The sequence below is a fragment of the Comamonas halotolerans genome (assembly GCF_030162935.1).
GTDB classification, from domain to species: Bacteria; Pseudomonadota; Gammaproteobacteria; order Burkholderiales; family Burkholderiaceae_C; genus Comamonas; species Comamonas halotolerans.
Map to the genome: position 1 here is coordinate 382,457 of NZ_JASAUZ010000012.1, position 20,574 is coordinate 403,030.

14 protein-coding genes are annotated in these 20,574 nt (G+C 58.2%); 9 read left to right on the top strand and 5 right to left on the bottom strand.

Annotated features, from left to right (window positions below):
• Positions 1–38: 38 nt before the first annotated feature.
• The 4 genes from QEP11_RS09045 (at position 39) to QEP11_RS09060 (ending at position 7,525) form a co-directional block, all read left to right on the top strand.
• On the top strand, positions 39–4,025 hold the full coding sequence (locus QEP11_RS09045) for a YhdP family protein (RefSeq protein ID WP_284336301.1): 3,987 nt from the start codon (positions 39–41) through the stop codon (positions 4,023–4,025).
• Positions 4,022–4,840, top strand: coding sequence for a carbon-nitrogen hydrolase family protein (locus QEP11_RS09050; RefSeq protein ID WP_284336302.1), 819 nt, complete (start codon positions 4,022–4,024; stop codon positions 4,838–4,840). Before QEP11_RS09045 ends, QEP11_RS09050 begins: the two co-directional genes overlap by 4 nt.
• 89 nt (positions 4,841–4,929) lie before the next feature.
• Positions 4,930–6,882 (top strand): two-component system sensor histidine kinase NtrB, encoded by a 1,953-nt coding sequence (locus tag QEP11_RS09055; RefSeq protein WP_284336399.1) that lies wholly within the window; start codon positions 4,930–4,932, stop codon positions 6,880–6,882.
• A 4-nt stretch (positions 6,883–6,886) separates the two neighbouring features.
• Complete coding sequence (locus tag QEP11_RS09060; RefSeq protein WP_284336303.1) at positions 6,887–7,525, top strand: response regulator transcription factor; 639 nt, start codon at positions 6,887–6,889, stop codon at positions 7,523–7,525.
• Positions 7,526–7,612: 87 nt separating this feature from the next.
• Here the strand turns inward: QEP11_RS09060 and QEP11_RS09065 are convergent, their stop codons facing one another.
• Both QEP11_RS09065 and QEP11_RS09070 read right to left on the bottom strand, forming a co-directional pair.
• Complete coding sequence (locus QEP11_RS09065; protein WP_284336304.1) at positions 7,613–8,269, bottom strand: OmpA family protein; 657 nt, start codon at positions 8,267–8,269, stop codon at positions 7,613–7,615.
• A 126-nt stretch (positions 8,270–8,395) separates the two neighbouring features.
• Complete coding sequence (locus tag QEP11_RS09070; RefSeq protein WP_284336305.1) at positions 8,396–8,524, bottom strand: hypothetical protein; 129 nt, start codon at positions 8,522–8,524, stop codon at positions 8,396–8,398.
• Between QEP11_RS09070 and mltA the strand changes: the two genes are divergently transcribed.
• The gene (gene mltA / locus QEP11_RS09075; protein WP_413788703.1) at positions 8,484–9,686 is read left to right on the top strand and encodes a murein transglycosylase A; all 1,203 of its coding nucleotides are present in this window, start codon (positions 8,484–8,486) and stop codon (positions 9,684–9,686) included. The two genes, QEP11_RS09070 and mltA, sit on opposite strands and share 41 nt — an antisense overlap.
• A 132-nt stretch (positions 9,687–9,818) precedes the next feature.
• Here mltA and QEP11_RS09080 read toward each other — a convergent pair whose 3' ends face one another.
• Positions 9,819–11,489 carry an MFS transporter gene (locus QEP11_RS09080; RefSeq protein ID WP_284336307.1) on the bottom strand — a complete coding sequence of 557 codons (1,671 nt, stop codon included), beginning with the start codon at positions 11,487–11,489 and terminating at the stop codon, positions 9,819–9,821.
• The gene (locus QEP11_RS09085) at positions 11,489–12,034 is read right to left on the bottom strand and encodes an Lrp/AsnC family transcriptional regulator (RefSeq protein WP_284336308.1); all 546 of its coding nucleotides are present in this window, start codon (positions 12,032–12,034) and stop codon (positions 11,489–11,491) included. The genes QEP11_RS09080 and QEP11_RS09085 overlap by 1 nt, the downstream gene beginning before the upstream one ends.
• Positions 12,035–12,187: 153 nt before the next feature.
• Here QEP11_RS09085 and QEP11_RS09090 point away from each other — a divergent pair, with 153 nt between their 5' ends.
• The 4 genes from QEP11_RS09090 to secF all read left to right on the top strand — a co-directional run bounded on the left by QEP11_RS09090 (position 12,188) and on the right by secF (position 19,332).
• Positions 12,188–15,817, top strand: a complete 3,630-nt coding sequence (locus tag QEP11_RS09090) for an indolepyruvate ferredoxin oxidoreductase family protein (RefSeq protein ID WP_284336309.1) — start codon at positions 12,188–12,190, stop codon at positions 15,815–15,817.
• Between the two features lie 245 nt (positions 15,818–16,062).
• Positions 16,063–16,398 (top strand): preprotein translocase subunit YajC, encoded by a 336-nt coding sequence (gene yajC / locus QEP11_RS09095; protein WP_284336310.1) that lies wholly within the window; start codon positions 16,063–16,065, stop codon positions 16,396–16,398.
• A gap of 88 nt (positions 16,399–16,486) precedes the next feature.
• Positions 16,487–18,367 carry a protein translocase subunit SecD gene (gene secD, locus QEP11_RS09100; protein ID WP_284336311.1) on the top strand — a complete coding sequence of 627 codons (1,881 nt, stop codon included), beginning with the start codon at positions 16,487–16,489 and terminating at the stop codon, positions 18,365–18,367.
• An 11-nt stretch (positions 18,368–18,378) separates the two neighbouring features.
• Complete coding sequence (secF, locus tag QEP11_RS09105) at positions 18,379–19,332, top strand: protein translocase subunit SecF (RefSeq protein ID WP_284336312.1); 954 nt, start codon at positions 18,379–18,381, stop codon at positions 19,330–19,332.
• 84 nt (positions 19,333–19,416) lie between these two features.
• On the opposite strand, the gene dprA is transcribed toward secF, so the two are convergent.
• Positions 19,417–20,571 (bottom strand): DNA-processing protein DprA, encoded by a 1,155-nt coding sequence (gene dprA / locus QEP11_RS09110; RefSeq protein WP_284336313.1) that lies wholly within the window; start codon positions 20,569–20,571, stop codon positions 19,417–19,419.
• Positions 20,572–20,574: the final 3 nt, after the last annotated feature.

A 20,574-nucleotide genomic window follows, 5' to 3' on the forward strand; every position in this document is an offset into this window, starting at 1 on the left:
CAAGCGGGCGATAATTCCAGCTATCTGTGAACCCACGAATGATCGATCCGAGCCCCACCCCGTCACGCCAGTTACGCATTTTTGCCCGCATTGCCCGCTGGTCATTGGGCTTGGTGCTGGCTTTCTGGCTAGTTCTGGCGCTGGTTTGGGGGACTCTCCATGGATTCATTGTGCCGCGAATCGGGGAGTGGCGCGTTGAAGTCGAGCGCTTGGCGACACAGGCCTTGGGGGCTCCGGTACGCATTGATGAGATAACGGCCAAATCGGAAGGTTTATTTCCAGCGGTGTATCTGACGGGCGTGAGCGTGCTGGATGCACAGGGGCGTGATGCGCTCAGACTGCAAAGCGTGATTGCCACGGTGTCCGCGCGTTCTTTGCTGCGTCTGGGGCTGGAGCAACTGTATATCGATGCGCCAGCACTGGATATCCGCCATCTGGCCGATGGTCGGTGGCAGGTGGCAGGTTTGGATGTGGTGCAAAGTGATTCCACGGAAAGCCCCGCGCTGGACTGGTTGCTTGAGCAGCCAGAGCTGGTGATTCAAAAAGGGCTGGTGAACTTCACGGACGAGCAGCGCACGCGTGGCACGGTGCAATGGCGCGACGTGGATGTGGTACTGCGCAATCGCCATTGGAGGCACGTGCTGCGTGTGGATGCCACCCCCGAAGCCGGAGAGGGCGAGCGCATGCAGTTGCTGGGAGCGTTTCGCCAGCCACTGCTGCCGTCCACCCAAGCGCCCTGGACCCGTTGGAGCGGTGAATGGTATGCCTCTTTGCACCTGGAGCAAGTGCCGTCGCTGCCCTGGCCGCAAGCCTGGGGCGTGCAAGCCATCCAAGGCAATGGGGAGGCGCGCGCGTGGCTGGACGTGCAGCACGGCAAACTGGTGGGAGTGACCGCCGATCTTGCTTTGCACAAGGCGCAAGTGCAATGGAGGGATGCTCAGAGAGCAGATCTGGCGCTGGAGCAGTTCAAGGGTCGTTTCGATGCCGACTGGCAAGCTCAGGGCTGGAGCTTGAGTGCCAGGAATTTCAGTTTTATCAGTCCAGGCGGTGTGCATTGGCCCAGCAGCAACTGGACGGTGAGCGCCCAAGGGCCCCACACTGCACCCACGCGCACCAGTGTGGAACTGGATTACGCAGACTTGTCCCTGGTAAGCCAGGTGGTGCAGTCATTGCCGGTACCCGCGTCGTTGCACGACGCGCTGCTTCGCTGGGCACCACAAGGCGAGTTGCGCCAGTTTCAAATGCAGTGGAAGGACGCGGGCAGCTATGAAGCCCGCGGTCAGGTGGCGCGACTCGTGCTTCAGCCGCAGGCTGTTGAAAACGACGTGGGAATACCGGGCCTGCAAGGCTTGAATGCAAACTTTGAACTGAATGCGCAAGGTGGTAAGGCTGACTTGGAAATGCAAACGGGAACTTTGCACTTCCCCGGTGTGTTCGAAGATCCCGTGATTCCTATGGATAGCCTGCAGGCACAATTGCGGTGGCAGGTCGAGAAGGGCCGTGTGAAGGTCGACGTGCCGCAAGCTCAGTTTGCCAATGCAGATGCACAAGGGGCACTGCACGGCTTTTGGCAGATGGGTGAATACGCGCAAGATCGATTGCCCGGTTTTTTACAACTGAAAGGGGAGTTGGAGCGCGCAGATGGTGCTCGGGTGCATCGCTATCTTCCTCTTGAAGTGCCTGAAACAGCACGCCACTATGTACGTGACAGCGTCAAGCAGGGCCGGGGCAGCAAGGTGGAGTTCGAGGTGCGGGGCAATCTGCAAGACATGCCTTTCGAGAAGCCTGGAGCGGGGCGTTTTTTTATCAAGGCGCCTGTATCCCATGTTGTCTATGACTTTGTTCCGGCAAAGCTGCATACCGGCGATACGCCGCCTTGGCCGGCCTTGGACGATTTGAGCGGAACCCTGGTGTTTGAAGGCGCTGCCATGCATGTAGAGCGGGCTGCAACGGGGTTTGCCGGACACCCCAAGCTGCGTATTGGCTCAGTCGCGGCACATATTCCTGATCTCAAGACACCACATTTGAAAGTGAGCGCACAGGCTCACTCCGACTTGAATGCTGCGCTGGGCTTGGTCAAGCAATCGCCTTTGGCCGAACTGACCAGCCATGCGCTGGACAGTGCCAAGGCTCAGGGCAATGCGCAAATCGCATTTGATCTGGACTTGCCAATTGAGCATTTAGAGCAAGCCAAGGTGCGAGGTCGTGTGGGGTTCCAGAACAATGGTTTGCAGTTCAACGCCGAAACACCGTTCATGCAGCAGTTGCAGGGGGCGGTGCAGTTCCATGACCAGGGGTTTGAGTTGCTCAATGTGCAAGGTCAAAGCCTGGGTGGTGCTTTCAAAATGAGTGGTGGCATGCCTTCTGTCAAGCAAGGCGTGCGCATGCAGGTTAGCGGAACCGCTTCTGCGCAAGGTTTGCAAAAAGATGGCAACGTGCCGTTGCTGGCCCAGATTGGGGCACATGCAAACGGACAATCTACTTATACGGTGGATGTGTGGGCCAACCATGGAGCACAGAAGGTGGTGGTACGCTCCGATTTGCGCGGTATGGCATTGAATTTGCCAGCGCCCATGCACAAGAATGCGCTTGAAGCACTGGCGCTGACGGTGACGCAATCGCTCAGTGCGGACAGCACCCAGGATTTGAGAGTGGATGTGGCGGGCAGAGGCTCTGTGAGCTATACCCAGGATACATCTGTGACGCCGTCCAAAGTGGTGCGCGGGCGGATTGTGGTGGGCAGCGCCCAACCCAGCGATGCCGATGAAGCCATCGTGGCGGCTTATGTTCAGTTGCCGGAGTTGGATGTGCCAGCGTGGATGAAAGCTCTCAAGTCCAGCAAAGACCCGGCAGGTGAGGCGGCGCCAACAGCGACAGCAACACAGATGTGGTTGCCGCAACGCATTCGGCTGAATGTGGAGCGCCTGTTGCTCCAAGAGCGTGAGCTTGCAGCCGTGCAAGCCGATCTGGTGCAGTCTGAAGGGGTCTGGCGCGGCAGCTTGAATGCCAAGCATTTTGCGGGAACGATAGAGTACAAAGCGCCAGGTGGCGCAGACCCTACAGGGCGTCTGTATGCACGCTTTGCTCACCTGTCGGTGCCGAAATCCGAAGCGCAGCGTCTCAATCAAGTGCCCGAGGCCTCTGCGAATGACGACCTGGAGTCTTTGCCAGCATTGGATATCGAAGTGGAGCGCTTTGAGATTGCGGATAAGCCATTGGGCAAACTGCAGTTGAAAGCGCGCAGCACCGTGGGACAGTATGGTCGCGACTGGACGCTGGAGCAGTTTTACCTGACCACCCCGGAAGCACGCTGGAGGGCCCATGGCTATTGGGGGGCGAACGCAAGAGGAGCGCCTCGCTCCACCCACCTGAGTTTTTTGCTGGAAATGGACAGCTCAGGCAAGTTGCTGGAGCGTTTTGGCATGCCAGGGGTAATTCGTGATGGTGAAGGGCGTTTGAGCGGCAACATTGCCTGGCAAGGGGCTCCTATTACGCCTCATTGGCAGAGCATGGATGGTGGGGTGCATGTACAGGTTGAAAAAGGCCAGTTTCTGAAGGTGGAGCCAGGGATGGGAAAGTTGCTCAGTGTGCTGAGTCTGCAATCTCTGACACGGCGCATGGCGCTGGATTTCCGGGATGTGTTCAGCCAGGGTTTTGCTTTTGACTTTGTGCGTGGAGATGTCAGCGTCGAGCGAGGTGTGGCGAGCACCAATAATCTGCAGATGAAAGGTTTGAATGCTGCGGTGCTGATGGAAGGCAAAGCGAGTCTGGTCAACGAAACACAAGATCTGAAAGTGGTTGTGGTGCCAGAAATCAATGCCATGACGGCATCTTTGGCAGCCACAGCAATCAACCCCGTGATCGGCGTTGGCAGCTTTTTGGCACAGATGTTTTTGCGTGGGCCGTTGATGGAAGCGGCAACCCGCACGTTCCGTATCCACGGGACTTGGTCCGACCCTGTCGTGGAGCCGGTGAGTAAAAAAGCGCAGCCAGCGCCAACGTCCAAAGAAGGAGTAGCACCATGAAAGTTGCAGTTTTGCAGATGGTATCGACGCCTGATGTCGCTGAAAACCTGGCTTGCGCGCAGAAGCTGATCGCACAAGCCAGTGCCGAAGGCGCTGAACTTGTGATGCTGCCAGAGTATTTTTGTGGCATGGGTCTGCAAGATACCGACAAGCTGTCCTGGGCAGAAGCTTTGGGGAAAGGGCCTGTCCAGCAGGCCATGGCCGTCTGGGCAAAAACCTATCGGGTGTGGTTGGTGGGTGGCACGGTGCCGATACAAGCCAACAGCCCGCGCCATGTGCGCAATACCAGCATGCTATTCAATCCCCAGGGAGAGCGGGCTGCGTATTACGACAAAATTCACCTCTTTCGTTTTGCCACAGACACTGAGTCCTACGACGAAACCGCTGTGATTGAGGCTGGCAGCACGCCCGTGGTGGCGAAAGTGACGGATCGCTCTGGCCGGGCATGGAAGCTGGGTTTGAGTGTGTGCTATGACTTGCGCTTTCCGGAGTTGTATCGTGAACACGTGAAGCAGGGGGCAGAGATCTTGCTGGCACCTGCCGCCTTTACCTACACCACAGGCAAAGCGCACTGGGAGTTGTTGTTGCGTGCACGCGCGGTAGAGAATCAGTGCTGGATGCTGGCAGCCGCCCAGGGCGGGCTGCATGTGAATGGTCGTCAGACCTGGGGGCACAGCATGGTGGTTGACCCATGGGGCCAAGTGTTGGCCGAGCAAGCCACTGCCGGTGCAGGTATCAGTTATGCAGTGCTGGATGCTGCGTTTTTGCAGCAAGTGCGACGGCGCTTGCCTGCGTTGGAGCATCGTTGTTTGTAAATCCTCTCCAACCTTGGCCATGGCAGCGCTGGCATAGTGCATGGCGCCGCTGGTCACTGTGGACCTTGCTGGTCGTTTTGGTCGCCGGCATGCTCATCATCATGGTGTGGCTGGCAGGTCGTTATGAAGCCTCGCAAGTTCAAGACAAGCTTGATCGTGATACGGCGCAGGCCGTCGTGGAAATTCGCGCCGGTCTGAACCGCAATCTGCAGGACTTGCAGGCGGTCAATGCCCTGCACGCCACCCCGACACAATGGAGCGTGCGGGTCGCAGAAATGATGCAGGTGCGTCGAGAACTACTGCGCGTGGAATGGCGCGATGCTGACATGCGGATTCTGCATGAAGCCGAAACGCCATACCGTGCTGTGGAGTGGGATGCGGACGTGCGCGAAGAGTCGTTCAGCAATGCGGTAACGGCCTGCGCAACCGCACGGCGCACCAGCAGTCCAGCGTACTCTGCCAGCTACTTCCAGATTTTGGGAGACACCATGGGGGCTGAGCTGATGGAGGTCTGCCTGCCGCAAATGGAAGGTGGGCAGCTCAAAGGCTTCATGGTGGGCACGTACTCGCTGCAAAACATTTTGTTGTCACAGTTGAGCAAGAACCTCACCCAGAGCCAGGAGGTATCGTTCACCGAACCGGACGGCACGCGCCTGGCCCTGGTCGGTGCAGCATGGCGCGGATCACGGGTATTCACTTCGCAGCAACTGCTGGATTTGCCCGGCAACACCATGGTGCTGCGGATGGATAGCTGGCACCGTGCGCCCAGTGTGTTTCCGAATGTGCTGACTGCACTGGTGACCGGCATGGCGATTGCCCTGGGGTCGGTGCTGGTGGTGCTGGTGCGCGACAACCGCAGGCGTTTGCGTGCAGAGCGCGATCTGGGCGATGCACTGGCCTTTCGCAAAGCGATGGAGGATTCGTTGATTACTGGACTGCGCGCTCGAGACTTGCAAGGCCGTATCAGTTATGTGAACCCGGCGTTTTGCTCCATGGTGGGTTTTAGTGCCGAAGAGTTGCTGGGGCAAAGCTTTGCGCCGTATTGGCCGCCAGAGCTGGCTGAAGAGTATGTGCGCCGTCAGGCCAAGCGCTTGTCTGGGGTTACCCCGCCGCCGCGGGAAGGGCATGAATCGGTATTCATGCGCAAGGACGGCACGCGTTTTCCTGTACTGATCTTCGAGGCTCCGCTCATCAATGCCCAAGGTCAGCAGACAGGTTGGATGAGTGCTTTTATCGACATCACCGAGCAGCGCCGCATGGAAGAGCTGTCGCGTGCGTCGCACGAGCGCCTGCAAGCCACGGCCCGGCTGGCGACGGTGGGGGAGATGGCTTCCTTGCTCAGCCATGAGCTGACTCAACCTTTGATGGCCATGTCCAGTTATGCCAATGGTTCGTTGAACATGCTTGCGCACGATGGCGATTTGACTCGGCTGGATGCCAGCACGCTGCGCCAACGCTTGCACGATCTCAAGTCCGCCATGCAGCGCATTGCATTTCAGGCGGATCGTGCAGGCAAGGTGATCAAGAGTGTGCGTGACTTTGTACGTCGTCGCAGCCAGACGCATGAGGCAATCACAGCCACCGAGCTGCTGGATGCGGTGATGCCATTGGTGCGACTGCAGGCCAGTAAACTGGACGTGATGGTGAGTGTCGATATAGAACCTCGTTTGCCGCCCATGGTGTGTGACACCACTATGATTGAGCAGGTTCTGCTGAACCTGGCGCGCAATGCCATGCAGTCCATGGAAGGCGTGGAAGTGCACCAGCGCAAGCTCACCATCGCTGCCAAGTGGAGTGAGTCGACCTCGCGGGTGGTATTTACAGTGGCCGATCAAGGCTGTGGTATCCCGCCCGAGGTAGCGGAACAGCTATTCACCCCTTTCTTCACCACCAAGCATGAAGGCATGGGCTTGGGGCTGAGCATGTGCCGCACGGTGATGGAGCAGCACGGAGGGGAATTGCGCCACAGCAGCAATGCCCCGCGTGGTACGGTGTTTTCCTTTAGCCTTCCAGTGGCAGACGATACAGAAAAGTTAAGCTAATCCTATGGAACCAGTGACCAATGCCACGGTATATATCGTGGACGATGATGCAGATGTGCGCGATGCTTTGGCGTGGCTACTGCGCTCGCGCCGTCTGTATAGCGAGAGCTTTAGCTGCGCAGAAGACTTTCTGAAGATGCTTGATGAGCGGCCCGTGCCGCGTCACCCCCAGTGCTTGCTGCTGGATGTGCGTATGACAGGCATGAGTGGTCTGGCATTGTTTGAGCAGCTGAAGCAGCGTGAAGGCTTGATCGAGACAGTGCCGGTCATCTTTTTGACTGGGCATGCAGATGTGCCCACTGCCGTGCAAACCGTCAAGCAAGGTGCGTTTGACTTTTGTGAAAAGCCTTTTTCAGACAATGTGCTTGTCGATCGCATTGAGCAGGCCCTGGAGCAGTCCACGCAGTACATCGAAGAAACCGCCTTGCGCCATGCCTTGCTGAGCCGCCTGGCTGATCTGACCGATCGTGAGCGTGGAGTGATGAGGCTTGTGGTGGAAGGCGTGCCCAACAAGCTGATCGCAGATCAACTGGATATCAGCGTGCGCACCGTGGAAGTGCACCGCGCACGCGTGTTCGACAAGATGCAGGTGAAATCAGCCGTGGAACTGGCCAATGTGCTGCGTGCCCACGGACAACTTTGAGTGCCGCTGGATAAATAAAAAGGCTCTGAATCAATTCAGAGCCTTTTTTCATGGAGCACCTGCGCTCAGGTGCTCTGTGTGTAGAGGTTACTGGGCACGTTCGCCCACAAAGATTTCAACGCGACGGTTTTTCGCGCGGCCATCGGCACTGCTATTGGACGCAATGGGCTGGTAGGAGCCACGGCCTTCGGTGAAGATGCGGCTGCCACTGACACCACGTTGCATCAGATAGTCACGCGTGCTGTTGGCACGGTTGAGCGACAAGGGGTTGTTGACGGCATCGGAGCCGGTGCTGTCGGTGTGACCCACAATGCGCACTTCTGCATTCGGGCTGCTGCGCAGGCCTTCGGCAAAACGATCCAGGATGGGCGCGAAGTTGCTCTTGATGTCGTAACGACCAGTGTCGAAAGAGATGTCGCTGGGGATTTCCAGCTTCAACTGATTGTCCTGAGTTTGCACCACATTGATGCCCGTGCCTTGGGTGGCCGCTTCCATTTCTTGCTTGCGCTTCTCCTGGTTTTGAGACCAGATGTAAGTACCGATGCCGCCCAGAGCAGCACCTGCAGCAGCACCAACACCTGCTTTGCCTCCGGTTGCCTTGCTGATGGCCGCACCAGCCAGAGCGCCTACGCCTGCACCGGCTGCGGTACGTTTGGTGGTATCAGACATGCCATCGGTGGCTGCGCAGCCAGAAATCAGCAAAGCAGCAGCCACAGCGGCTGAGATGGTGAGGTTTTTGCGCATGGTTTTTTCCTTTACGTTATGGGCGCTACAACCGTAGCGGAACAGGCTTCCTATTGTGGAAAGCTAAATCTACGGCCCTATCAGTCGTACTAGATGGCTGCCGTAGGAAATGCAGCCGCGGACTGATCAGTCCTTGTCTTTGACCTCTTGTTGGGAATCAAGTTCCCCCTTTGAGCGACCATGAAACATGGTCCACCAGACAATCCCAAGCAAAATGAACAAAGCAAGCAAAGCTTCAAGCAAAATCAGCCCCATGACCGTATCTCTCCTGCTCCGTGTTTCGATGGCGCTGATTGTAGGCAGCCTCGTTGCATGTTCCTCTGGCCCCCGCAAACCTTCTTCACAAGATGGCCCCGAAACTGGTTTTCCGACGGGTGAAGTGGTGGACACTGACCCTCTAGGCCCCGCTAGCTACCGTGCCAAGAGCCGCTGGCTGCCCGTGCGCTGGGCAGAGCTTCCGGGTTTTCAAAACGATGCGTTGCATGAGGCATGGAACGCGTGGCTGCGCAGTTGTGAGCGACCTCCAGCAGCTTTGGCGGGCTTGTGCGATGACGTGCGTCGTCTGAGTATTGCAAGCATTGAAGAGCAAAGCCATTGGTTGCAGTCCAATCTTCAACCCTATCGTGTGGAGTCTCTGGATGGCAAATCGCAAGGCATGCTGACCTCTTATTACGAGCCAGAGATGGTGGGCTCGCGGGTACGCACGGCTGAGTTCAATATTCCGCTCTACCGCACGCCTGCAGGCTTTGGGGCACGCAAGCCGTGGTACACGCGCCAGCAAATTGAGACCTTGCCCGAAGCACAGGCTGCATTGGCTGGGCGTGAGATTGCATGGCTGAATGATCCGGTTGAGGCACTGGTGCTGCACATCCAGGGCTCGGGCCGCCTGCGCATCACCGAGCCCGATGGCAGCGTGCGGCAGATTCGTCTGGCCTATGCAGGCACCAATGACCAACCTTACAAGAGTGTGGGCCGCTGGTTGCTGGACCGTAACCTGATCACGGATGCCAGCTGGCCCGGCATCAGTGCATGGATTGCGGCCAACCCCAGGCGTGTTCAGGAGATGCTCTGGAGCAACCCGCGCTATGTCTTCTTCAAAGAGGAGCCCCTGGAGGGCATTGATGCGCAGTTTGGCCCCAAAGGGGCGCAAGGCGTGCCGCTGACGCCCGGTCGCTCGATTGCGGTGGACCGAGGCAGCATTCCCTATGGAACACCTGTGTGGATGTATTCCAAGGGCATGGAGGTGGAGTACAAGCGCCTGGTGCTGGCACAGGACACAGGCAGTGCCATTGTGGGAGCCGTGCGGGCGGATTACTTTATGGGTTGGGGCAAAGAGGCGGGAGACTTGGCGGGGCGCATCAAGCAGCCATTGCGGCTGTGGGCGTTATGGCCCAAAGGTATGCCGGTGCCTAAATAAGGCACTTCTTGCGTGGTGGCGCGCATGAGCGACCATGAAAACCCATTGCGACTGTAGCTTGCAGGGTGACAACGAGCAAATGCGTAGCCGTAAAAAAGCAGCCGTAAAGGCTGCTTTTTTATGGGCAGGCAGTCAATCGGTTTCAAAAAAACGTGTGACTCGCGGAGGCGCATCCAGCACGTGAAAAGACAGCTTTTGCTCGCGCAGAGTGACGTCTGCTGCTGTGACGCGGTCAAAGCGGCGCAAGTGCTCAATCCAGGACTCGTCCACAATTTCTTCGATATAGCGCTCCGGTCGTTCCATATCGTGTATTAAACGCCAGCCCAAAGCGCCCTGGCGCATGCGACTGCGGCGGCTTTCTTGCATCAGTGTGCGAAAGCGTTTCGCTTTGGCGGGGTTGATGATGAACTCAATGTGAACGACCACCCGGCCTTCTTCCGGCTGGCTGTGACGTGGCGGTGTCCAGGCTTTGGATGGGCTCAAATCCTCCAGAACCTGGCGGTCGGTGAATAGGCGTTGAACGAGCAGCATGGCCGCAATGCCCGCAGTGGCTGCGGCAATCAGACTGGTGGGCACGGAGGTCAGTGAGGCCACCTTGCCCCACAAGGCTGCGCCTAGAGCCGTCCCTCCCATGATGGACATCTGGTATGCCGACATGCCACGCGCACGCACCCAGTTGGGCAAAGCCATCTGGGCTTTGACGCCCAGGGTGTTCGCGGTGCAGATCAGTGACAGCCCCGCCGCCATCATGCACAAGATGGCCAGAGGCAGGTTGGGTGCAACTGCGACACCGATGGTCGAGGCTGCTTGCAGGCAAGTGCCAGTGAGCACCAAGGTTTCGCTGGGCAGGGCCTGGCGAATACGCGGCAGAAACATGGCGCCAATGATTGCACCAGCGCCCATCGACGCCAGCAGCACGGTGAACACCCCAGCTCCGCTGACAAAGCCAATGCCGTCAAAACGCTTGGCGGTCAGGGGCAGCAAGGCCATGATGGCCGTGGACATGAAGAAAAAGGCAACGGTGCGTGCAATCACGGCGCGCATGCGTGGCGATTCTTTGATGAACTGCAGGCCCACACGCATGGCGCTGGGCAGGCGTTCGCGTCCCAGGGGGTTGGTGACCTTTTCGCGCTTCCAGCGCAACAGGATCAAGCCTGCGGTAATGGACATTGCCGCGTTCAGCAGAAAAACCCACAATGTGCCCGCGCTGGCAATGATGGCACCGGCCACCAGGGGGCCGACGATGCGCGAGGCATTCATGGCGACAGCATTGAGTGCCATGGCGGATGGCAACTGCTGTTTGCTGACAACTTCGGGAATCAGGGCAGAAAACACAGGCCAGCGCATGGCCATGCCGATACCGTTGGCGAAAGTGAGTGCCAGCAGCAAGGGGGCGCTCATGACGTCCAGTGCCAGGGCTGCGCACAGCAGGACCGCCACCACAGCTACCCAGAACTGCGTGAAGATGAAGTAGCGGCGACGATCCAGGATGTCGGCCAGCGCTCCGCTGGGTAGACCCAGCAGGAATACAGGCAGAGTGGAGGCTGTTTGCACCAGAGCCACCAGCACGGGCGAGGTGGTCAGTGAGGTCATCATCCACGCGGCAGCCACATCGTTCATCCAGACGCAGATATTGGCGACCAGCGTCACGCTCCATAGCAGACGGTAGGTGGGCGTGCTCAACGGAGCCCAGATGGAAGCCGGCTTGGACGGCTGGGGCGCCGGCGCAGTGCCTGGTTCTTCCAGAATGCGACCTGATGAGGGAGGAGGTGGTGGTAGTAGTGGTGCTTGGGGTTCTGACATCACAGGGGATTGTCGGGGCACTCGGGCTTTTTTGCAGGCCATCGCGTGTAGGCGGTGGCGCCATCGTGTCTGTTTATGGTGCCTGCAGGCACAGGCGGCATGCTGGATTTGACCTCTCCCAGCGAAAAGCTGGTGTGCATGTCTTTCACATTTGGAAGGTTGAGCAGCACGGTGCGCGTGAAGTGAGAAAAGCTTTCCAGATCCTTGGCCACCACCTGCAGCTCAAACATGCCTTTACCGCTGATGTAGTGGCAGGAGATGACCTCTGGAATAGCCTGGATGGCTTCTTCCATTTCACGGGTGCGGGCACCGGTGCTGATCTCGGCGTCAATGCGCACAAATGCCAGCACCCCCAGGCCAATTTTGTGTCTATCAATCTCGGCATGGTAGCCACGGATATAGCCTTCGGCCTCCAAGGCACGCACACGGCGCCAGCATGGGGCCGCAGAAAGTCCGACCCGTTGCGCCAAGTCGGCGTTCGTCAGGCGCCCATCGGCTTGTAGATGGGCCAGGATGGCAAGGTCAAATTTGTCCAGAGTATTCACGTTTTCCCTTGTTTTAGAAAGGATCTTGCTCAATCGTGGTCTGAATGGGCAAAAAAAGCAATCACTTATCACGCAGCCACTTCTACACTTGATTCAACTCATCGCCACAAAAGTGACTAGCCACGTGCATGGTCCATAGACAAGGAGACAACGATGAATGCCCCACGCAATGAAGCTGTGCGCAAAGCACAGACATGCGTCACGCTGGACGACAAATACACCCTGGAGCGTGGCCGTGCCTTCATGAGCGGCGTCCAAGCACTGGTGCGCTTGCCCATGTTGCAGCGCCTGCGAGATGCCAGCAGTGGCCTGCATACGGCAGGCTTCATCAGTGGTTACCGGGGCTCGCCGCTGGGCACTTATGACCAGTCCCTGTGGGCCGCCAAGGAGCATTTGCAGGCCAATCACATTGTTTTTCAGCCCGGCGTGAACGAAGAGCTGGCCGCCACCGCTGTGTGGGGCACGCAGCAGCTCGATCTCTACCCGGAATCCAAGAAGTTCGATGGCGTTTTTGGCATCTGGTATGGCAAAGGCCCTGGCGTGGATCGCTGTTCGGATGTCTTCAAGCATGCGAACATGGCTGGTACGGCAAAGCATGGCGGGGTGATCGCGATTGCGGGCGATGACCACATCAGCAAATCCTCCACGGCTGCGCACCAAAGCGATCACATCTTCAAGGCTTGTGGCACGCCGGTGTTCTTTCCCAGCAATGTGCAGGACATTCTGGACATGGGGCTGCATGCCTTTGCCATGAGCCGCTTTTCCGGGCTGTGGTCGGGGATGAAGACCATCCAGGAAGTGGTCGAGTCTTCAGCCAGTGTCAGCGTTGACCCCGACCGCGTGAAGATTGTGCTGCCCGAAGACTTTGCCATGCCTGCAGGCGGTCTGCACATTCGCTGGCCTGACGCGCCACTGGAGCAAGAAGCGCGTCTGATGGATTACAAATGGTATGCCGCACTGGCCTATGTCCGGGCCAACAAGCTGAACTACAACGTGGTACAGGGGCCGCAGGATCGCTTTGGCCTGATTGCCAGTGGAAAGGCCTATAACGATATGCGCCAGGCCCTGGTTGATCTGGGTCTGGACGATGACACGTGCCGCCAGCTGGGCGTCCGCGTGCACAAGGTGAACGTGGTGTGGCCGCTGGAGGCATCCATCACGCGAGACTTTGCCCAGGGCTTGCAGGAAATCCTGGTGGTGGAGGAAAAGCGCCAGGTCATTGAGTACCAGATCAAGGAAGAGCTGTACAACTGGCGCAGCGATGTGCGCCCGAATGTGCTGGGCAAGTTCGACGAGCAGCCTGGCGATAACTCCGGCGGCGAATGGAGCATGCCGAATCCCAGTCAAAACTGGTTGCTGCGTCCCAAGGCTGATTTGACCCCAGCCCTGATCGCGCAGGCGATTGCCAAACGGTTGAAGAAGTTGGGTGTGCCCGCAGACATAGAGGCGCGTATGGAGCAGCGTCTGGCGGTGATTGCCGCGCGTGAACGCGCTTTGGCCGAAGTACCTGCCAGTACAGGGGAGCGCACACCGTGGTTTTGCAGTGGTTGCCCGCACAACACCAGCACCCGTGTGCCGGATGGTTCTCGTGCTGTGGCGGGCATTGGCTGCCATTACATGGCCACCTGGATGCCCGATCGCCAAACCAGCACCTTCACGCAAATGGGCGGAGAGGGCGTGACCTGGGTGGGGCAGGCTCCTTTCACCAAAGAGCAGCATGTTTTTGCCAATCTGGGCGATGGCACTTATTTTCACAGCGGTTTGCTGGCCATTCGCCAGAGCATTGCATCAGGGGCCAACATCACCTACAAGCTGCTGTACAACGATGCGGTGGCCATGACCGGTGGACAGACCGTGGGCGAGCGTCCAGAAGGGCATTCCGTGGCGCAGATTGCGCACAGCCTGCAAGCGGAAGGGGTGCGCAAGCTGGTGGTGGTTACCGACGACCCCGGCAAATACCAAGGACAAGGTGTGGCAGTGAATGCGGTACGTGCCAAGCATCAGGAGCTGCTGAATGCACTTCCGGCAGGTGTGGAGGTTTTCCACCGCGATGAGCTGGATCGCATTCAGCGCGAGTTCCGTGAATTGGAAGGATGTACTGCCATCATCTATGACCAGACGTGCGCGACGGAAAAGCGCCGCCGCCGCAAGCGCGGCACCATGGCAACACCCAGCAAGACGGTGGTGATCAACGAGCTGGTGTGTGAAGGCTGCGGAGACTGCTCGGTGCAATCCAACTGCCTGTCGGTAGAACCGGTGGAAACGGAATTTGGCCGCAAGCGCCGCATCAACCAAAACACCTGCAACAAGGACTACTCCTGCGTCAAAGGCTTTTGTCCCAGCTTTGTCACGGTGGAAGGCGGCACGCTGAAAAAGCCCAAAAAAGAGAAGAAAGGTGATCTTTCAGCTTTAGCAGCCATTCCAGAACCCGTACTGCCCGTGGCAGACACTGCCTGGGGCATCGTTGTGGGTGGTGTGGGTGGCACTGGTGTGATCACTATCGGGTCACTGCTGGGCATGGCAGCGCATCTGGAGGGTAAGGGCGTGGTCACACAGGATGCGGGTGGTCTGGCGCAAAAAGGCGGCGCCACCTGGAGCCATATTCAGATTGCCAACCGACCTGAGGCCATCTACACCACCAAGGTGGACATGGCCAAAGCGGATCTGGTGATTGGCTGTGATCCGATTGTGGCGGCCAACAAGGCGTCGCTGTCTGTGATGCAGGCAGGCCGCACCTTTGTGGCGCTGAACAATCACGGCACGCCAACAGCGGCGTTTGTGCACAACCCGGACTGGCAATTCCCTGGAGGCAGTTGTGAAAGTGTGTTGGTCAGCACCGTTGGCGCAGAGCTGGTTGGCAGCTTCGATGCGGAACAAGCTGCCGTGCAATTGTTGGGCGACAGCATCTATACCAACCCATTGATGCTGGGCTACGCATGGCAAAAAGGCCGTATTCCTTTAAGCAGGGCGGCGCTGTTGCGTGCCATGGAGCTCAATGGGGTGCAGGTGGCCAACAACCAGGCCGCTTTTGAATGGGGGCGTCGTTGTGCGCACAATCTGCAGGAGGTGGAATCCATCTACCGGGCGGCGCAGGTCATCCAGTTTGTGAAAAAACCAAGCTTGGCCGAGCTGGTGGCGCGCAGGGTCGCGTTTTTGACGGACTACCAAAATGTGGCCTACGCTGAACAATACAGTGCATTTGTCCACAAAGTGCAGGTTGCGGAAAGTCAGTTAGGCAATTCCACCAAGCTGTCCGAAGCGGTGGCGCGCTATCTGTTCAAGCTTATGGCGTACAAGGATGAGTACGAAGTCGCACGATTGCATCTGGACCCTGCTTTCACCCAAAAGATTGCCGATATGTTTGACGGTGATTACAAGTTGGTGCACCACTTGGCGCCGCCCACGACAGCCAAGAAGGATGAGCAAGGTCGCTTGGTGAAGAAACCCTATGGGCAGCATGTTCGTAGCTTGTTCAAGGTGCTGGCGGGCCTCAAGTGGCTGCGCGGCACGGCGCTGGATGTGTTTGGCCGGAATGAAGAGCGTCAAACAGAGCGCGCCTTGATTGCTGAGTACCGTAACTGCATTGAAGCGCTGCTGCCTCAGTTAACGTCAGAGTCGCTGGGGCTGGCGGTGGAAATAGCGCGGATTCCTGAAGATATCCGCGGCTATGGTCATGTGAAAGAGCGCAATTTGAAAGCGGCACGCAGCAAATGGCAGGCCTTGATGCAGCAGTGGAATCAGCCTGCCAGGGTAGTTACGCAAAAGTTGCAAGCACGTGGTTAGCCTTGCATGAGCGAGGTGAAACTCACGTATAGATAGCTGCTGGCGCATGCCATGCGAGCGCCAGCAGCGGATTTGGCGGGAAACATATTCTGGGCCAAACACTGGCAGACACTCAGGTTTAGCCACGGCACAGGACAAAGCACACGCATACAATGCTTCATTGACTTGCGCTCAGCTATGCTGTAGTGCTTGCAGGCCTGTTGGCCTGTTCCTTTTTTTGGCCCATTCCATTGTGGAGTTCGTCCGTGTTTATTTCTTCTGCTTTTGCTCAAACCGCGCCTGCAGCCGCTGCTGCTGAAGGCGGCATGATGTCGTCGCTCACTGGCATGTTGCCTTTGGTGCTGATGTTCGTGGTGCTGTACTTCGTGATGATCCGTCCTCAGATGAAGCGTCAAAAAGAGCACCGCGCCATGGTGGAAGCACTTGCCAAGGGTGATGACGTGGCCACAGCGGGCGGTATTCTGGGACGTGTGGTGGATCTGGACGAGCAATTTCTGTTCATCGAAATCGCTGCGGGCGTGAAGGTGCAAATCCAGCGCTCGGCGGTGGTGCAAGTACTGCCCAAGGGCACCGTTAAATAAGGACCAGAGTTTTTCTGGTTGAGCGGGCCGGTGGGCTTTCTAAAGGCATGCCGCGCCCTGTTTCTAGCGTGAGAGATAGAGCGCGATCATGAACCGATACCCGGTCTGGAAGTACGCGATCCTTGTGGTCGCGCTACTCATTGGGGTGATTTACACCCTGCCCAATTTCTTCGGCGAGGCACCTGCAGTGCAAGTGTCCTCGGCCAAATCTTCTGTCAAGGTGGACGAGAGCGTGCTGGCGCGCGTGGAGAGCGCGTTGCAAGCGGCATCGTTGTCGCCTGACATCCTGAGCCTGGAAGGCAATTCGGTACGTGCGCGTTTCAATACGTCCGAAGAGCAGCTCAAGTCCAAGGACGTGATCGAGCGAGCCTTGATCACCGATCCAACCGACCCTGCTTACATCGTGGCGCTGAACCTGGTGTCGCGCTCGCCCCAGTGGCTGTCGTCCCTGGGGGCGCACCCCATGTATCTGGGCCTGGACTTGCGTGGTGGCGTGCACTTCATGCTGGAAGTGGACATGCAGGCTGCGCTGACCAAGCGCGCCGATTCCCTGGCTGGTGACCTGCGCACCATGATGCGCGACAAGAGCATTCGCCACGGCGGTATCAACCGCGAGGGCCAGGCGATCGAAATCCGCTTGCGCGATGAAGCCGCGATGACGGCGGCGCGCAACCTGATCGCTGACCAGTTCCCTGATCTGGAGGTGGCTGAAGTGGGCGCGGGTGTCGATGGCCGCCTGCGTGCCACCATCAAGCCCGAAGCGCTGCGCAAGGTACAGGAGCAGGCGCTCAAGCAGAACATCACCACGCTGCACAACCGTATCAACGAGCTGGGCGTGGCAGAACCTGTGATTCAGCAACAAGGTCTGAACCGCATCGTGGTGCAACTGCCGGGTGTGCAGGATACGGCCAAGGCCAAGGACATTCTGGGACGTACCGCGACACTGGAGCTGCGTCTGGTGGACGAGTCGTCCGAAGGTCGTGCAGCGGAAATGGGCTCCGGCAATGTGCCGTTTGGCTCTGAGCGCTATCTGGACCGCAATGGCAACGCTGTGATCGTCAAGAAGCAGGTGATCTTGACGGGCGAAAACCTGACCGATGCCCAGCCCGGCTTTGACAGCCAGACCCAGGAACCAACGGTGAACCTGGTGCTGGATGCCAAGGGCGCGCGTATCTTCAAGGACATCACTCGCGAGAACATCAACAAGCGCATGGCCATCATCCTGTTCGAAAAGGGCAAGGGCGAGGTGGTGACTGCGCCGGTGATCCGTTCTGAAATCGGTGGTGGCCGTGTGCAAATCTCGGGCCGCATGACCACCGTGGAAGCCAATGACACCTCATTGCTGCTGCGCGCAGGCTCGCTGGCGGCGCCCATGGAAATCATCGAGGAATACACGATTGGCCCAAGTCTGGGTGCCGACAACATTGAGCGCGGCATCAACTCCGTGGTCTGGGGCTTTATCGTGATTGCCGCCTTCATGTGCATTTACTACCACCTGTTCGGCGTGTTCTCCACGATCGCGCTGGGGGTTAATGTGCTGTTGCTGATGGCTGTGCTGTCCATGCTGCAAGCAACTTTGACGCTGCCCGGCATTGCGGCTATGGCCCTGGCTATTGGTGTGGCCATTGACTCCAACGTGCTGATCAACGAGCGTATCCGTGAAGAGCTGCGAGCTGGCCTGTCGCCCCAGGCGGCGATTCATGCGGGTTATGACCGTGCATGGGCAACCATTCTGGACTCCAACCTGACCACCTTGATCGTGGGTCTGGCACTGCTGGCCTTTGGTTCGGGTGCGGTACGCGGCTTTGCCGTGGTGCACTGCATCGGTATCGCAACCAGCATGTTCTCGGCCGTGTTCTTCTCTCGCGGTCTGGTGAATCTTTGGTATGGCCGCCAGAAGAAGCTCAAGAGCGTCTCTATTGGCACCATCTGGCGTCCTGACGGCACTGCCGTTGAAAACGCGAAGTAAAGGAGGAAGACATGGAACTCTTCCGTATCCGAAAAGACATCCCTTTCATGAAATACGCGTTGGTGCTCAACGCGATTTCCATCATTACCTTTGTTCTGGCAGTTTTCTTTCTGGCGACCAAGGGCTTGCACCTGTCCGTGGAATTCACGGGCGGTACGGTCATGGAAGTGGCTTATAACCAGCCAGCTGACCTGGAGAAGGTGCGCAAAACCATTCAGGACAAGGGCTACAGCGATGTGACGGTGCAGAACTTCGGTACTGCGCGCGATGTGATGATCCGCATGCCTGTCCAGCAAGGCGTGACTTCGGCCCAGCAAAGCGAGCTGGTGCTGCAGGCGCTGCAGGCGCAAGACCCTGAGGTGACGCTGCGCCGTACCGAGTTTGTTGGTCCTTCTGTAGGTGAGGAGCTGGTGACCAATGGTTTGCTGGCGCTGGCTGTGGTGATGGCCGGCATCATCATCTATCTGGCCTTTCGCTTTGAGTGGAAGTTCGGCGTGGCTGCTGCGTTTGCCAATTTCCACGACGTGGTGATCATTCTTGGCTTTTTTGCCTTCTTCCAGTGGGAATTTTCTCTGCCTGTCTTGGCCGGTGTGCTGGCGGTGCTGGGTTACTCGGTCAATGAGTCGGTGGTGGTGTTCGACCGTATCCGAGAAACTTTCCGTAAACAGCGGAAGATGGGCACGAAGGACGTGATCAACCACGCCATCACATCGACGATGAGTCGCACGGTGATCACCCACGCTTCGACGGAAGCCATGGTGCTGGCGATGTTCTTCTTTGGTGGTCCCAGCCTGCACTACTTCTCGCTGGCGTTGACCATCGGCATCGTGTTCGGCATCTACTCGTCCATTTTTGTGGGTGCTGCCATCGTGATGTGGCTGGGTGTCAAGCGTGAGGACCTGGTCAAGGCGACGAACAAGACCGAGCAGGATCCCAACGATCCGAACGCAGGTGCCGTGGTGTAAGTCACTGCAGGCATGAATATAAAAAGGCACCGCAAGGTGCCTTTTTTAGTGTTTGGTGTTGAACGGCCGCGCTAGGTGCGGGGGCTAGGCGTGGACCGTGCGCTGATAAAGGCCTCCGGGCAGCCGGCTGACAAGGCCATCCAGCTCCAGCTCCAGCAGCTGTGCCTGCAAGTCAGCCGTGCTCCATCCTGTGCGGGCAGACAGGGTGTCCAGATGTACCGGGTCGTAGCCCATGGCGAGCAGCAAGGGGTGTTCAGGTGTGGAGCAGGAGGGCATGGATTCAGTGGGCGTAGGGATGCAATCAGTGAATTCTTCCAGAATGTCCCGGGCATGTTCAACCAGTTTGGCGCCCTGACGAATCAGTGCGTGGCAACCACGGGCTTGCGGGCTATGGATGGAGCCCGGGATGGCAAATACTTCGCGGCCTTGCTCAGAGGCGGTACGCGCCGTGATGAGTGAGCCTGAGGCCAAGGCAGCCTCAACCACCAGGGTGCCCCGCGAAAGTCCAGAAATTATGCGATTGCGCTTCGGGAAATTGCTGGCCGCGGGAGGCGTGCCCAGCGGAAACTCACTGATCAGCAAGCCGCTTTGCACAAGCCTGTGTGCCAACTGTTTGTGCTGCCGGGGGTAGATATGGTCAACACCGGTGCCTACTACGGCTGCGGTCGAGAGGATGCGCCCCTCGACCGACAGCGCTCCTTCATGCGCTGCGCCATCAATGCCCAGAGCCAGGCCGGAGACCACGCACCATCCCTGTGTGCCAAGATGCCGGGCAAACTGGAAGGCATTGTCTGCGCCCTGTGGTGTTGGATTGCGAGAGCCCACAATAGCAATGCTGCGTTGCCAGTCAAGCAAGGGAGCATTACGTTGCAGCCAGAGCGCAGGTCCGATGACATACAGCATCAGCGGAGGGTCTGCGATGTGCAGCAAGCTCTCTGGATAGCGCGGGTCACCCAAGGTGATGAGAGCGTGGGCCGCGTCGGTGGAGTCGTCATGCAGCCATCGCCAGGTAGCTTCGAGAGCGGGGGCAAGTGCCTCTGGCGAATCACGCAACCGTTTGGCCTGGGCCCTATTGACGCAAGTCTCAAGCTCGGCCAAAGAAGCCTGAAAGATGGCCGTGGGGGACCCAAAACTCGCCAAAAGACGCCGTGCAGCAGCATTGCCAACGCTGGGTGTTAACGCCAGGCGCAACCAAGCCTCCAGTTCTTTGGGCTCCCAAGGCGGGATGGCTGCGTTCATGGC

What these genes read in the sequence shown, in the direction of transcription:
- QEP11_RS09045 (WP_284336301.1), top strand. Translation starts at nt 39, where the DNA reads ATGATCGATCCGAGCCCCACCCCGTCACGCCAGTTACGCATTTTTGCC.
- QEP11_RS09050 (WP_284336302.1), top strand. Translation starts at nt 4,022, where the DNA reads ATGAAAGTTGCAGTTTTGCAGATGGTATCGACGCCTGATGTCGCTGAA.
- QEP11_RS09055 (WP_284336399.1), top strand. Translation starts at nt 4,930, where the DNA reads ATGCTCATCATCATGGTGTGGCTGGCAGGTCGTTATGAAGCCTCGCAA.
- QEP11_RS09060 (WP_284336303.1), top strand. Translation starts at nt 6,887, where the DNA reads ATGGAACCAGTGACCAATGCCACGGTATATATCGTGGACGATGATGCA.
- QEP11_RS09065 (WP_284336304.1), bottom strand. Translation starts at nt 8,269, where the DNA reads ATGCGCAAAAACCTCACCATCTCAGCCGCTGTGGCTGCTGCTTTGCTG.
- mltA (WP_413788703.1), top strand. Translation starts at nt 8,484, where the DNA reads ATGAACAAAGCAAGCAAAGCTTCAAGCAAAATCAGCCCCATGACCGTA.
- QEP11_RS09070 (WP_284336305.1), bottom strand. Translation starts at nt 8,524, where the DNA reads ATGGGGCTGATTTTGCTTGAAGCTTTGCTTGCTTTGTTCATTTTGCTT.
- QEP11_RS09080 (WP_284336307.1), bottom strand. Translation starts at nt 11,489, where the DNA reads ATGTCAGAACCCCAAGCACCACTACTACCACCACCTCCTCCCTCATCA.
- QEP11_RS09090 (WP_284336309.1), top strand. Translation starts at nt 12,188, where the DNA reads ATGAATGCCCCACGCAATGAAGCTGTGCGCAAAGCACAGACATGCGTC.
- secD (WP_284336311.1), top strand. Translation starts at nt 16,487, where the DNA reads ATGAACCGATACCCGGTCTGGAAGTACGCGATCCTTGTGGTCGCGCTA.
- secF (WP_284336312.1), top strand. Translation starts at nt 18,379, where the DNA reads ATGGAACTCTTCCGTATCCGAAAAGACATCCCTTTCATGAAATACGCG.
- dprA (WP_284336313.1), bottom strand. Translation starts at nt 20,571, where the DNA reads ATGAACGCAGCCATCCCGCCTTGGGAGCCCAAAGAACTGGAGGCTTGG.